General features: G+C 33.6%; 16 protein-coding genes. 2 read left to right on the forward strand and 14 right to left on the reverse strand.

The features are described 5' to 3' along the window. Positions 1 to 66: 66 nt before the first annotated feature. Complete coding sequence (locus tag JOC34_RS16510; RefSeq protein WP_205137881.1) at positions 67 to 258, forward strand: hypothetical protein; 192 nt, start codon at positions 67 to 69, stop codon at positions 256 to 258. A 204-nt stretch (positions 259 to 462) separates the two neighbouring features. Here the strand turns inward: JOC34_RS16510 and JOC34_RS16515 are convergent, their stop codons facing one another. Further along, positions 463 to 804 carry a hypothetical protein gene (locus JOC34_RS16515; protein ID WP_205137882.1) on the reverse strand — a complete coding sequence of 114 codons (342 nt, stop codon included), beginning with the start codon at positions 802 to 804 and terminating at the stop codon, positions 463 to 465. A gap of 267 nt (positions 805 to 1,071) precedes the next feature. On the opposite strand from JOC34_RS16515, the gene JOC34_RS16520 reads away from it, so the two are divergent. Continuing rightward, positions 1,072 to 1,935 (forward strand): AraC family transcriptional regulator, encoded by an 864-nt coding sequence (locus JOC34_RS16520; protein ID WP_205137883.1) that lies wholly within the window; start codon positions 1,072 to 1,074, stop codon positions 1,933 to 1,935. A 319-nt stretch (positions 1,936 to 2,254) separates the two neighbouring features. On the opposite strand, the gene JOC34_RS16525 is transcribed toward JOC34_RS16520, so the two are convergent. The 13 genes from JOC34_RS16525 to JOC34_RS16585 form a co-directional block, all read right to left on the reverse strand. Further along, on the reverse strand, positions 2,255 to 2,590 hold the full coding sequence (locus tag JOC34_RS16525) for a GNAT family N-acetyltransferase (protein ID WP_205138008.1): 336 nt from the start codon (positions 2,588 to 2,590) through the stop codon (positions 2,255 to 2,257). Between the two features lie 192 nt (positions 2,591 to 2,782). Further along, positions 2,783 to 3,745: a threonine ammonia-lyase gene (locus JOC34_RS16530; RefSeq protein ID WP_205137884.1), complete on the reverse strand. Its 963-nt coding sequence runs from the start codon at positions 3,743 to 3,745 to the stop codon at positions 2,783 to 2,785. Between the two features lie 16 nt (positions 3,746 to 3,761). Beyond that, positions 3,762 to 4,775, reverse strand: coding sequence for an ornithine cyclodeaminase family protein (locus JOC34_RS16535; protein ID WP_205137885.1), 1,014 nt, complete (start codon positions 4,773 to 4,775; stop codon positions 3,762 to 3,764). A gap of 304 nt (positions 4,776 to 5,079) precedes the next feature. Further along, positions 5,080 to 5,394, reverse strand: a complete 315-nt coding sequence (locus JOC34_RS16540) for a hypothetical protein (protein ID WP_205137886.1) — start codon at positions 5,392 to 5,394, stop codon at positions 5,080 to 5,082. Positions 5,395 to 5,484: 90 nt separating this feature from the next. After that, complete coding sequence (locus JOC34_RS16545; protein ID WP_205137887.1) at positions 5,485 to 5,904, reverse strand: hypothetical protein; 420 nt, start codon at positions 5,902 to 5,904, stop codon at positions 5,485 to 5,487. A gap of 329 nt (positions 5,905 to 6,233) precedes the next feature. After that, complete coding sequence (locus JOC34_RS21850) at positions 6,234 to 6,650, reverse strand: hypothetical protein (RefSeq protein WP_239544522.1); 417 nt, start codon at positions 6,648 to 6,650, stop codon at positions 6,234 to 6,236. A 117-nt stretch (positions 6,651 to 6,767) separates the two neighbouring features. Further along, positions 6,768 to 7,868, reverse strand: a complete 1,101-nt coding sequence (locus JOC34_RS16555; protein ID WP_205137888.1) for a hypothetical protein — start codon at positions 7,866 to 7,868, stop codon at positions 6,768 to 6,770. An 854-nt stretch (positions 7,869 to 8,722) separates the two neighbouring features. After that, on the reverse strand, positions 8,723 to 9,253 hold the full coding sequence (locus tag JOC34_RS16560) for a GNAT family N-acetyltransferase (protein WP_205137889.1): 531 nt from the start codon (positions 9,251 to 9,253) through the stop codon (positions 8,723 to 8,725). Positions 9,254 to 9,328: 75 nt separating this feature from the next. After that, positions 9,329 to 9,829: a GNAT family N-acetyltransferase gene (locus JOC34_RS16565; protein ID WP_205137890.1), complete on the reverse strand. Its 501-nt coding sequence runs from the start codon at positions 9,827 to 9,829 to the stop codon at positions 9,329 to 9,331. 265 nt (positions 9,830 to 10,094) lie between these two features. Beyond that, positions 10,095 to 10,445: a DUF2200 domain-containing protein gene (locus tag JOC34_RS16570; RefSeq protein WP_205137891.1), complete on the reverse strand. Its 351-nt coding sequence runs from the start codon at positions 10,443 to 10,445 to the stop codon at positions 10,095 to 10,097. A gap of 98 nt (positions 10,446 to 10,543) precedes the next feature. Next, positions 10,544 to 11,053 (reverse strand): YfiT family bacillithiol transferase, encoded by a 510-nt coding sequence (locus tag JOC34_RS16575; protein ID WP_205137892.1) that lies wholly within the window; start codon positions 11,051 to 11,053, stop codon positions 10,544 to 10,546. A 459-nt stretch (positions 11,054 to 11,512) separates the two neighbouring features. Beyond that, positions 11,513 to 11,962: a hypothetical protein gene (locus tag JOC34_RS16580; RefSeq protein ID WP_205137893.1), complete on the reverse strand. Its 450-nt coding sequence runs from the start codon at positions 11,960 to 11,962 to the stop codon at positions 11,513 to 11,515. A 235-nt stretch (positions 11,963 to 12,197) separates the two neighbouring features. Further along, positions 12,198 to 13,109, reverse strand: coding sequence for a hypothetical protein (locus tag JOC34_RS16585; RefSeq protein ID WP_205137894.1), 912 nt, complete (start codon positions 13,107 to 13,109; stop codon positions 12,198 to 12,200). Positions 13,110 to 13,165: the final 56 nt, after the last annotated feature.

A 13,165-nucleotide genomic window follows, 5' to 3' on the forward strand; every position in this document is an offset into this window, starting at 1 on the left:
CAGGATATTGAGATAATTTTTGATCATACCTGTATCTCCATATCGTTATGAAGGTGGTAATTAAAAATGAAAAGCAATTACAGGGCATTTAGTCGATGGCATTTGCCGTTTATAGCAGGTGTTGTTGTTTTTATTGTTAACTTTTTGATTACAAAAGATATTGAAAGAGCCCTTCCTGTGGCAATTGGTTGTTTTGTTGGATTTTTTATAATTTACTTAGGTACTCGATATTATGAAAAGAGAAATGCTAACAAATAGTGAATATGTTTTTCCTTATTACTGCAAACTGTATTTTGGAATCGAAACTATATGATTGTAACTACAGGGGAGTTTGACTGAAGGTTATTAAAAAATATATTGAAAATCAAGGTCAAGACTGCAAAGGCTAATCCCTACTAAATCCTACGCATTTTGAAGGGGGTAGCCTTTGGCTTTTAATCTTCAATAATTACGCCCGATAATTTAATAATCTAATTGGCGCAAGTACAAGAGAATCTCGTTTTCATTCAACTTTTTTAAGCTGTATTTACGGATCTTGCTGTCAATTTTCTTTTGTTGTTTACTTCCTTTACTAGATGCATTAATTATTTGAAAATATATTTCGCTCCAAATGCCTGCCGTACCTCCGAATCCCAATTGAAATCCCATTTCTTCTGTTTCCGTTAGCGGCAGTTGTGTATTTTTCTCAAATTCTTTTTTAAAGTCATCCTGAATGATAATATAAGATTCTTTATTCTTTAAGGCGAAAAGCAATTCTTCAGCGTTATTCGCTTTATAGCAATCCTCTCTCTTTTTCGATTCCATGAAATTAACCTCCTTAAGAAATAATCATATCCTGATTCAATTTTAACACAATTCATTCAACAAAATGATCTTATTACGTAATAAGGGCGCAGGGTATTGTTTCATTATCGCGCCCGATTGCGGAACATCTTAAGATGCTGCGTCTTCTTAAACGAACGCACCATTTAGTTTAAATAAGGTTTAACAATCCGATATTTTTCATATTCAAAACGTCGAGTATTTTTAAAGCTGCTTTGCTATTATGTAGTTATGAAAAGGAGGGATGTAATGTTAAAAGAATTAAACCAAGTGATTGACTATATTGAAGATCGTTTAACTGATGACCTGTCTCTTGAAGGAATTTCTGAATATGCTGGGGTTTCCGACTATCACTTTAGAAAGATATTTTTTTATATTTCAGGATTGACGCTAAGTGAATATATAAAAAACAGGAAATTGTCGGAAGCAAATAAGGATTTATTGAATGGAAAAAAAGTAACAGATGTAGCTTTTAAATACGGTTATCAGTCAATGGACGGCTTTACTAGAGCATTTAAAAAATGGAGTGGTTTTTTACCCTCAGATGTAATAAAAACAGGGGTGAACAAATCGTCTCCTAAACTTTCATTCGTAATAACTGTAAAAGGAGGAACTGCTATGGAATTTAGAATTGAAGAAAAACCAGCATTTCATTTAGTTGGTGTGAGTAAACGTGTGTCTATGCAATTTGAGGGTGTTAATAACGAAATTGTAAAACTTGCAGAAAGCATAACGCGCGAACAAAAAGAAGAAATGCATTCTCTTCAAAATATAGAGCCTTATGAGATTGTTAATGCTTCTTATAATGCTGACTCTAATTTCTTAAAAGAAGAAGGGGATTTAACTCATTTGATAGGTGTATTAACGACTAAAAATGAAATAAGTGATCTATTAGAAAAAGTGCGAGTCGAATCCTATACTTGGGCAATATTTCCAAATAAAGGACCATTTCCATCTACGTTACAAGAAACAATGGCGAAAACATATTCAGAATGGCTACCTTCTTCCGATTATGAAGTAATTAACGCCCCTGCTTTTTCTTTTACTAAAATGGATGATCATAAAAAAGATTACGCTTATAGTGAAGTTTGGATTCCTGTTCGGAAAAAATAAAAAACAAAAATTATTGTATTCGACGCAACTTTATATTTTACTATTTCTTTTTTAGAATGACGAAGAATAGCTTGTGATAATGCCATAAAGACACAGAATCGTTAATCTATGAAGAGCAACGATGATAAATCCGAGCTGCTCTTCATGGATTATTTCCCTCGTTACATTAAGTATATTTCTTCACAAACTCTTCTAAATTTTTACCTATAAACTCAATTATTTTAAAGTTATTGCTCCATAATCTGACCCTATTTTGGCATATATTTATTAAACAATCGCGCCCGTTTGTTGAAGATCGTCATACGGAATTTATGCCTTTTTATTTTTTGACAGCTTCCCATTCGCGGCGTAATATACCAAAAAGGAGCATATCATCAGTTTGCCCATCACGTTGAAGATATTCACGATGTCCACCTTCGTGTTTAAAACCACATTTTTTATAAGCAGCAATAGCACACTTATTGCTATCAAACACAGTTAACTGAACCCGACTTAAATTCAATTCTTCAAATGCAAAACCTAATCCCAACTCAAGAATCTCCTGTCCATATCCTTTATTCCAATTTGTTTGGTCGCCGATTCCCAAGGAGATCCAGGCATTTCTATTAGCCCAATCAATAGACTCTAATTTAAAAAAACCAAATAATAACCTGATTCAAATGTCCTGACAGCAAATAAATAATCTTTATTGGGATAACGTCAGGAAAATGCGGATTTACAGCGTTAAGGAAATCCAAATATAAAAAGCCTAATTTCTCGGGGTTATAAGTGAGAAATTAGGCTTTAGTTACTTCATTAAAGCGCCCTATGGAGTAACTTAATTTGTTCTGCCAAAGAACACATCCCATTAATACTTTGATAAAATATGAGTCAATACTTCTCCATCAATATTACCACCGGATAAAACAAGAGCAACGTTTTTCCCTCCAATTCGCTCTCTGTAGTTCATAACAGCAGCTACTGTTGTGCAGCTGCCAGCTTCCACAATATACTTCTCCTTTTTTGCCATGAAACTTACTGCTTTTGCAATAGACTCTTCCGATACAGCAATAAAGTCATCGACGTAGTCTTTTGCTAATTCATAGCTGAGCTTCCCAATCCCTCCAACAAGAGCATCACATATTGATTCCTCACCTGGATATTCTTCATAAAAGGTATTGTCCTCATACGATTTTATCATGGCAGGACATGCTTCTGTTTGCACTCCTATGACTTTAATTTCTGGTTTTATAGATTTAGCTGCTACAGCTATTCCTGTAATTAACCCTCCTCCTCCAATAGGCACTACAATGGTATCAATGTCTTTATTTTGTTCGAGAATTTCAATTGCAACTGTACCCTGACCACCATAAATAAGGGGATCGTTATAGTAAGCATCAATATATATTAAATTATGTTCTTCAATATAATTCATCCCTAGCGAATGAGCTTCATCATAATTATCACCTAAAAGTATTACCTCACCACCAAAATATCGAATTTTATCTATTTTGCTTTGGGGGGTAGTTTTAGGAACAATAATATTTACATTTGTTATTCCAAGAATTGAAGCTGCATAGCTTACTGAACTCCCATGATTTCCGGAAGAAATTGCAGCAACACCATGCTTCATTTCCTCTTTAGTTAAAGTCATCATCTTGTTTAATGCTCCACGTATTTTAAAGCTTTTTGCTCTTTGAAAAGATTCAAGTTTAAAGAAGTATTTCGTACTTTCATCTCCCAGGTAAAAGGATTCTTCAAGTGGTGTTTTTCTAACGTGTTTTTCAATACGTTCATAAGCATCTTTAACATGATTATAATTAAACTTCATCGTCTACATCCACCTTTTAAATTTCTGATTTTGTACCAAGATCTTTTTCAACTGCAGCCTTTAATGCAATATTTGCTGTATAGATATCTAAGAGCGCCATTCCCGTTGAATCAAATACAGTTATTTGTTCATCGGAGGACCTTCCCTTAACCTTTCCAAGGAGTACGTCCCCTATCTCACCAGCAATATTACTTTCGGTAATTACGCCTTGCTTCAGAGGTAACTCAATTTCTCCCACTTGTATACAATGTTCCTTATCATCCACAAAAACGATCGCTTTCGACATGACTTCTGATTCTATTTCCTGTTTCCCTACCATATCAGCACCTATGCAAGATATGTGCGTTCCTCTTTGCACCCATTCATGTTTTAGTAATGGAACTTTGGAAGACGTCGCGGTGATAATGATGTCACTGTTTTTGACTGCATCCTCCAAATGTTCAACTTCTTCAAATACAATTGCTTTTGTATCTATTCCAAATTCAGCCAGCAGTCTTTGAGATATACTACCGAAAAAGCTTTTTAGTTTATTTTCATTTCGTGCCCATATCCTAACTCTTTTTAAATCGGGCAATGCAGTTAATGTAGCCGCGATTTGAAAAATTGCCTGGTTTCCTATTCCAATAACGAGGAGATGCCTAGAGTTTTTTCTAGCTAAGTATTTTGCTCCTATCGCACCTGATGCTCCGGTTCGTATCCCTGTTATGAATGAAGCATCCGTTACCCCTAGAGGTTTCCCTGTTTCAGCATTAAATACGGAAATCGTTCCCATTAAAGTTGGAATGCCCTTTTCTTCATTTTCCGAAAACCATGTTACGGTCTTATGTCCGAACAACTTTTCGCTCTTTAAGTATCCTGATTTAATGTCCATATCTGCCTTACCCGGTTCAAAGTCATAAAAAATGGTTGGCCAGGTTTCCGTTTTACACTCACTTTTAGATTTGTAAACTGTTTCAACTAAATCAATCACTTGATTCATTTTTAATACCTGTTTCACAACTTCATTACTTAGGACTCTGAATTCAAACAATGATTTTACCTCCTTTTGTTTATCTAAATAACAATGATCTTTAAAAAAACAAAAAACATTGAATCTCACCCCTCCTAAAAATAGGCCCTAACGGGAATGAGACTCAATGCTTTTTTATTGTTTTTACCCGGGGGTAAAAACAGCACCATGTTATTTTATTAGCATTAATAATATCAAATAAATGATTATCAATCAAGAGTCATAAAAAAATAAACGTTAAAAACGTTAATTTTAATTAGTATTTACAATTTAATTTAAAGCGATTGTTCAACAATCTGGCCCGTTTCTGGAAGATAGCTATTTACTAATAACTTTCTCCTTTTTTGCTATAAATTTCATAAGCAAAATATCCAAATAATAATCCTATCCCAGGTCCCCAAGCAATTGTAGATAGTAGGGGGATTGGGGATAATATGCTTAGGAGTACAGCAACAGCACAACCAATCATCATTCCAAATGGTATTAAACTATCTAATAAATTTTGAGCACCTTTTGATTTCTTCTTTCCAAGGGTACCTTTCTGATATTTATTTTTCATTCTTAAAACTACAAATACTGCAATCCCACCCACTATTACAACAGGCAGTGAAATACGCGCAATTTCCAAAGCTAAGCTCATATTATCCCCCCTTCCTTAGCTTTTAAAATTGATTCAACTTCTTTAACATAGCTTATTCCGTTAAATCCCCATTTGTATTGCTTAATACTCTCAAATCTTCTTGTTTTGCTTACCTTTTAAATACCTTCTATACTTCCTCAAAATGTCATAACTAAAAGCCAATATCCATAAAGCGATACCAATACTAATTGATACTATGTGATACGAATCTGATGGATAATGCCCTGATAGATTGAAAGTAGCATAGAATAGACGAGAATTAATAAATAGTATTCCCAAAACCACAGGCAAATTTAATTGCCACCATACGGCTTTTTCTCTTTGTTTTTCAGCGATTCTAATATCTACAAGTAATCCAATAATGCCAATAACTGCAAATAACATCCCCGTGACAGCAAGAAATACACCATCAATAAACTGAATAGGATAAAAAACTTTTAAGATAATCAAAAGAGATATACCCACGATTATTAATATACTATCGTTAACAATCTCCCATTTCTTGTTCATCTATTCGTTCCCCCCTATCCGAGTTCCATTATTTTATTCCTATGTTTTCTTGTTACTTTTTCTATCAATATAGGTCCACGAATAATAAACAATCCAAAATACAATCATTGTTATAAAAGCATAGATAAATCCATTTTCAGGGAAAAATACTATAAAAGATATTCCAATAATTATTGGAAAAGGCAATAGTATCCAATATATTTTATTCTTAAGATGTCCTATCTTGATCACTTCTCCTTCTTATCTGGATACAACCAATCTTCCTCAATATGACGCGATAATTAAATAACGTTTGTTATTCCGCAAAAGCGCCCGTTACTTAAAGACATTTATTCATTATCCGGGTTGCTTTTTTTATCACTATAAAAATTCCAAATATGGTATGCAGTCCAAAACGTGGCGACTAATATGAGTCCTAAGATTAGAACATACTTATTCGGAACAAAATTATATAATAAAAACATAGCAATCACAAAAGGAGGCAAAAGAATCCAATAGCGCTTATTTTTAAAGGTTTTAAAACTAAACATATAGTATGCCCTCCAAACAATCATACTTTTATAAATTATGCGGCAAACTGGTCCGATTGTTGCAATATTAGATAAAAGTTTACCAGTAAGTTCTTGTTCATTAGATAACCTTAAGATAAATGGATATAAGCCAAATATTAAAACACAAAACGATGCAAGAACAAAAGCTTCACCTAATGTGAATTCAAACCAAGCATTAATAGGCATTTTGGACACATGCAGGCATCTTGTTCGATTTGATGCCCAATTACTAAACTAATTAAAATTTTGCATAGAAAGGTTAAATCGTTAAGTGTAGCCATAATAAAAATGGAATGTATAATAGGTTTTCGCTTATTTCACCTCGCTATACCCTTCTGTTTCAAACTTTTTAATGGTCGATTTCAGAGAATATTTCGGTTCATAGTGACCGAAAAGTTCATCCATATTTGATAGGTCTGCCTTATTGTTATCATCGAGTCTAATATCTGAATAGCCTTTTATAGCTATAAAGTTAGTAACCTCGTCTGTAATTTCACCTTCACCATCAGCTACTTTTTCGGTTTTAGTAACGGAGTAAATGCCAACCAAATTTCCGTCACGATCACTGGCATCATTTGTACCTATACTATCACTATTGTCATCATCATCCTCGTCACTTGCTGGATCCTTGCCAAATTGACGATATACCAACTTTTCTTGTTTGATTTTATAACGTGCGAACACTCCTTCGTCGTACTGCTTTTTTGCGTCTTTTTCTATCATTTTCTTGATTTCTTTTAAATTAGCAATATCGGTTGCTTTTTCAGCAATATTATATAAACCCTCCACCTTGACTGTTGGTTGAAAATCATCAGCCAGCACATAGCCATACCTAAGCAAGTGATCCTTAACATCGTCATTTTCTAAAATAATCTTGGCATCTTCACCGTTTTTCAACTTCCCGTTATTTTCAACTTTAAAATTAATCGCACTAAGCCCAGAATCAAAACGATTGTTGATGGTGATGGCTTCCCCTCTGCCGTTTGCACCAGCAAATTCAACATCCAGTTTGTCTTCAACATCCTGTGACGTTAATTTCTTGGGTTCTTCTAAATCTTTCACGGTGAATACTTTTTCTCCGCCATTTAATTTATCCGTTGTATCTTCATCAACGGATACCGTTACCTTCACTCTATCCCCATTGGATAGATTCTTCTCTTTATCCATTTTGGTTTTATAGGCATCCGATATTTGCATCATTTCTTTCAGCGTATCCTTATCGAAAGAATCTGAATCCATATCGAATATGTCCTCAAACATTTTGTCCTCAGCCACGCTGAACTCAGCCCTACCAGCGCCATCCATTCCAGAAAAAGATACCTTTACATAATCTGTTACATCGGCCTGATGACCACAGGCTGCCAAGAATAGCATCCCTACCAACGAAATCAAAACAAACAATACTTTTTTCAATAAAAACTCCCCCTGAATGACTTATTTATTCTTATCTGTAATTGGCAAATCAAATGTAATTTGGTTTGCTTCATCTTTCTAATCTCGACATTCAAATCCAGATTGTAAGTTAATCACTTCTTCTCCATCTTCCTTTCTGTATCACACCTAAATCTACATTACCCTTGTTCCGCAAAATGGCCCGTTTCTGGAAGACACATATTTATTCGATTAACGCGCCCGATTATTGCATATCATTTCTTTTTCTCCTTGAAAATTCTAAGCAATTGATAAACTGTATATATAATTGTCATTACTGCTACTAAACTTAATAAATTCAGATTACACTAATAATACTACTCTATTTGCTATTTCTGATTTAAACATATTCCCTTCTTCTTTAGCCCATTTACGGACAAATTTTTATTTCTAATTTATTTTTTATCTTTATTCCATTCGTATGGTTTGTTTGCCCATTCAATAAAAATATAAACTATAAAGACTGCAAAAGAAGTAGCTATACTATCTAACCAGTTAATTTCTGAACTGAATAACCATCTCCAAATTATCAGTAATACAAAAAATATCAAGCCGAATTTTACGCTTTTTTTTACCATAATAACCCCCACAAGAAATCTATAAATCACATATTCAACAATTTGTCCCGATGAAGTGAAAATTCATTCAGTGGGAGTTTTCTTTTCCCTACCGAGTGTCAGTTGAACCAATCGGGCTTGCCAAGCAGTTATCCCACCTAAAATTTTCGATTTACCTATATTTTAAGGCGGGGTTTTACTGCCCGCCAAACTGCGATAAATTAATATTTCACTCGACTAAAACACCCTATTCTTGAATAATCACAAAGATTAACCGATTTACTGTTGACTTATGTGAAATAAAACATGCCTTTTTAATGGACTAACTTGCTCAACTTTCGGATGGTCGAAGGTTTTAATAAAGTTCATACCAATTTTTCTCATTACGTTTTTTGAAGGGTTATTAGTATAGACTGTAAAACTATAAACATCATTAAAATTTAATTCTGTAAATCCATATTGTAAACAGGCTGTCGCCCCCTCAGTTGCATAACCTTTTCCCCATGCCTCTTTTTTTAATCGCCATCCAATTTCTATACACGGAGTAAAATCCGCCTCAAATGCTGCCCTATGAAATCCTATAAACCCTATAAACTCCTTATTTTTCTTTTCTTCTACAGCATATAACCCAAATCCACATTCTTTAATTTCTGATATTATTGTTTTATAGAAGGCATTTGTTTCTCCAGAAGATAAGGTTTTAGGGAAATACAACATAACCTTTTCGTCCGCATTTAATTGACTAAATGGATATAAGTCTGTTTCTTTCCAGTCGCGTAAACGCAATCTCGATGTTTCCAGATATATCATTTTCCACCTCAAAAAAATATTATTGTTGGCTTATTAGACTATCTTGTCCGTTAAAATTAAGAAAATGGGCTTCCATTATAAAAGCTTTGACATGTCGTATTCATCAACAAATTCACCATCAATAAATAAAGAATGTCTTTTTGTTCCCTCAATTTCAAAACCCATTTTTTTATACAGCGATAAACCTGCTTTATTTCTAGTGACTACCGTTAATTCTAAACGATGTATATTATGGTTAAATGCCCATTGTTCTAAACCTTCAAATAAATTTGTGCCTATTCCTTTTCCCCTATAATCCTTTAAAATTCCAATAACAATATAAGCTGAATGTTTATTTCTCTTCGCATTTCCCCCAACAGCCATCAAGAACCCCACCAATTTGTTGTTATCTTTTTCAGCAACAAGTATAGTGGAATTTTCTTTTTGTTCAATACGCTTTATCATCTTTAGTTGTTGTTCGACTTGAACGTTTCTTTCCCCTGCTTCCCATAGCATATATTCAGAACTTGCCTCAACTTGTGGGGTAAGTTTGGCGAATTTCTCTGCATCTGATGCCATTATTTCTCTAATTATCACTATATCCCTCCCTTGAAACTCACTATTCAGATTAATTATACGATAATTGTTTGTACAACTAACCTCGTTACATTCGTTTTAGTACATTCCTTCACAAACTACATCTATTTAAAATGAATATCAAACTATCTTTGAAAAGGTTATTTAATAAAATGACCCGATTCTAAAAAGAGCGCACTCTCATTCCATTAGTGCGCCCGATTATTTAATCATCACTTAAAAATAAAGCTATATAAATGGAATCAGTGTTTCACCGATTTAACTATTATTTCCGTAAAATCTTCTCCATCGCTTTTCCCTTTGCTAACTCATCGATTAGCTTATCCAAATAGCGAATTTCCTGCATCGTTGGTTCTTCGATATCTTCCACTCGGACGCCGCAGACTACACCTTTGATCAAATTTCGTGAAGAATTCAATTGGGGAGCTTCCGCAAAGAAGGTCTCAAAGTCTGTCTGTTTTTCCAGTTGTACTTCTAACGCTTCCTGGCTATAGCCTGTTAACCAACGGATGATTTCATCGACTTCTGATTTTGTACGCCCTTTTTTTTCCGCTTTCGTAATATAATGGGGATAGACACTTGCGAAACTCATTGTGTAAATCTTATGTTTAGGCATGATGGATCCTCCTTTAATTGAATAAAACTTCTGTAATTATTCCTTATTCTTTAAAAAAGGCTTATCGAATTTCAATAAGCCAATTCCATCATACTGTATTATTTTGATAATGCAATTTTCATATGGGCTAAGTGGTGCTCTTCATGCCAAGCTAATTTTGCAACTTTTGTTGCTACTGTTATTTTATCGTTTTCCTGCAGCGTAAAAGCTCGATCTAATTGCTCTTCAGTTAAACTATATCCTAAAGATACGATGCGCTCATTTATACCTTCTAGTATTTTAATAGAACTTTCTATAAGAAGCTTTGTATCCGGTTGAATAGCCCACTTTTCTTGATCAAAAGCTGGTACTGTTGGATTCTCATCTGTTAAAGCCAGCTTCAAACGTTGATACATGTTCAACTGAGAATCTGCAATGTGATGAACAAGTTGATGAACTGTCCAGCTACCGTCACGATATGTTCTGCTTAATTCCTCATCATTTAATGAGTCAACAGTTTCTCTTAATCGAATCGTGTAAGTTTCGATTTCCTTTATCCATTCTTGAATATTTTCTAAGCTTACTTTTTTAGGAACTTGTAATTTACCAATTGGGTATCTTACATCCACTTTCAATCTCCCCCTATCCTTTATTTTTTTACTTATTTATTATTACATAAATAATTTGATAATCCTCTTTATATCCTAACACAAATACCTAATTCCTTTATTAAGTGTTATTCGAGAAAATGTCCCGTTCTTATTAATGGAAATAGGAACAATCTTATTCCATGATTGTGCCCTTATGGAATAAAAAAACTATATGTTATCTCACAACAGTTTTTTAAAACCCTAATGGATAAACTAAAATTTCGGGAAACTTTTACGTTGAATGGCGAAGAGATTAATCAATACTTAGGCTATCCGCATACAGTTCTCAACTATATAGAAGCTGTCACAAGGCAATTAGTGGCCTTTTTAAACAGCAAGGATGTAACGGAATAACTGTTCCACGATTTAAAAAGAAGGTATCGAATGCAGAATGCACCCGATACCTTCCCCAAATAAACTCCCATTCATTTAAACTACTTATTTAATGACTTCATTAAAGATTTGTCCATCATCATCAAAATGAATGATTTTTAAACGGTCTTTCTTTTTAACGAAAATACTTTTGTATTGCTTCTCACCACTATCATCCGCATATAAAATCACACGTTTGTTTTGATTATCTGTTTCAATTTTTGCTTCCAATGTATCGACATCAATCTCATTGACTAATGTTTCATATTCGGGAAAATCAGCTAATTCATTGGTAGAAGCTTTTTCGCCATCTTCCGAATCATCTTTTGCCTTATCCCCTGAATTATTATCTGCTTGATCTTCTGTTTCATCCTCATTGTCTATCGCATTTTCATCATCAGATGTTTCATCTTGGTTTTCCTCTGTACTGGTATTGTTATCATTATCGTCGTTGCTTGAACAAGCTCCTAAAACAAACAACATACTTGCGAATAAAACTAATGCTATTTTCTTCATGTTGAATCTCCATTTCATACTTTTATTTTATCTAACTTTTATTTTTAATAGTTTTCGTTAGTATTGTCAACAATTAAGACTTATTTTGGAATCTGTAATTCATTAAAAGCTAACTTTAATTCTTTTGGTAGTTGTTTTTTCGAGTCATTATTCGCTATCATAGTAGATGCACCTCTTTTAATTGGTAGTTTATTCTAAAAAAATAAACTATACCAAAAGTTAGGGTGTTTTTCTTTTATAAATACTTTTCTGATTGCTTATTTTTCTTTTTGCGCCATGCTTTTATCATGGCAAAAAGGGAGACGAAATAAAAGCCGATAAAGAACGTATATAAATTAAGGAAAGCAGGCCAAATTTCATTTGTATCTTTCGTTAAAACAAAGGTATCATAAACATCATTATTACGATAAAGAAGAGGGATAGCCTCTTCGATTGCATATTTGTTATATGTAGTTCCGGTTACTGCTTTTTTCGTTATGTAATCTTTTCCTTCTTCATCCTCATATAGTAGGAATAATTCATATGTCGTGTAAGAAGCGCCTCTTTGTGTACGAGTCTCATTGTAGTCTCCACCTAATACCGTAGCTTTTACCTCCGTTAGACTCCATTGATTCAATTTATGAAAAATATTTGTAGCTGTCAATGCAGTGAAAACCATTCCTGTTAGGATATAAATGGTTAAAGTTCCGTAAATACTTACTTTTAAAATTGTATGTAAGACATTCTTAAGTTTCCTGCTCTTTTTAATAAAACGGGTATTTTTCAATATGGCCGTCCCCATGAAAAAAACAGCGAAGTATAAGACAACAAAAATCGGTATTCCTAAGGCTTTTTCAAATTGAATATCTTTTTCTGTTACAAAAGTATCAGCGTTTTTCATATATCCTGAAATTTTATCACCAACAGCAATGGACTCAAATTCTTCTTTTGAAACGGTACTTGGTCTTTCGGAATTGGAGACATGGATTTCAAAACGTGGGTATAAATACAACCCTTTTTTACTGTATTTCGCTTCAATAGTCTCTTCTACAGGTTCGTCTTTAATAGTTGTACTAAAATTGATATAAAGCCATGTAAATCCAAAGGTCATTAATAGTAGCATAATGAAAACAAATACGTTTTTAAATGTTATAGGAACTTCTTTCATTCGCAAACTCCTCCTGTTTCTTAATTTCCGCACGTGCAATTGAAATTATAAACGTA

This window comes from Virgibacillus halotolerans (genome assembly GCF_016908515.1).
Lineage (GTDB): Bacteria > Bacillota > Bacilli > Bacillales > Amphibacillaceae > Virgibacillus_M > Virgibacillus_M halotolerans.

Bases quoted from the DNA above. Each gene is read 5' to 3' on its own strand.
- JOC34_RS16545 (WP_205137887.1), bottom strand. From the start codon at position 5,904: ATGAACAAGAAATGGGAGATTGTTAACGATAGTATATTAATAATCGTG.
- JOC34_RS16570 (WP_205137891.1), bottom strand. From the start codon at position 10,445: ATGCCTAAACATAAGATTTACACAATGAGTTTCGCAAGTGTCTATCCC.
- JOC34_RS16585 (WP_205137894.1), bottom strand. From the start codon at position 13,109: ATGAAAGAAGTTCCTATAACATTTAAAAACGTATTTGTTTTCATTATG.
- JOC34_RS16520 (WP_205137883.1), top strand. From the start codon at position 1,072: ATGTTAAAAGAATTAAACCAAGTGATTGACTATATTGAAGATCGTTTA.
- JOC34_RS16580 (WP_205137893.1), bottom strand. From the start codon at position 11,962: ATGAAGAAAATAGCATTAGTTTTATTCGCAAGTATGTTGTTTGTTTTA.
- JOC34_RS16515 (WP_205137882.1), bottom strand. From the start codon at position 804: ATGGAATCGAAAAAGAGAGAGGATTGCTATAAAGCGAATAACGCTGAA.
- JOC34_RS16540 (WP_205137886.1), bottom strand. From the start codon at position 5,394: ATGAGCTTAGCTTTGGAAATTGCGCGTATTTCACTGCCTGTTGTAATA.
- JOC34_RS16530 (WP_205137884.1), bottom strand. From the start codon at position 3,745: ATGAAGTTTAATTATAATCATGTTAAAGATGCTTATGAACGTATTGAA.
- JOC34_RS16560 (WP_205137889.1), bottom strand. From the start codon at position 9,253: ATGATATATCTGGAAACATCGAGATTGCGTTTACGCGACTGGAAAGAA.
- JOC34_RS16510 (WP_205137881.1), top strand. From the start codon at position 67: ATGAAAAGCAATTACAGGGCATTTAGTCGATGGCATTTGCCGTTTATA.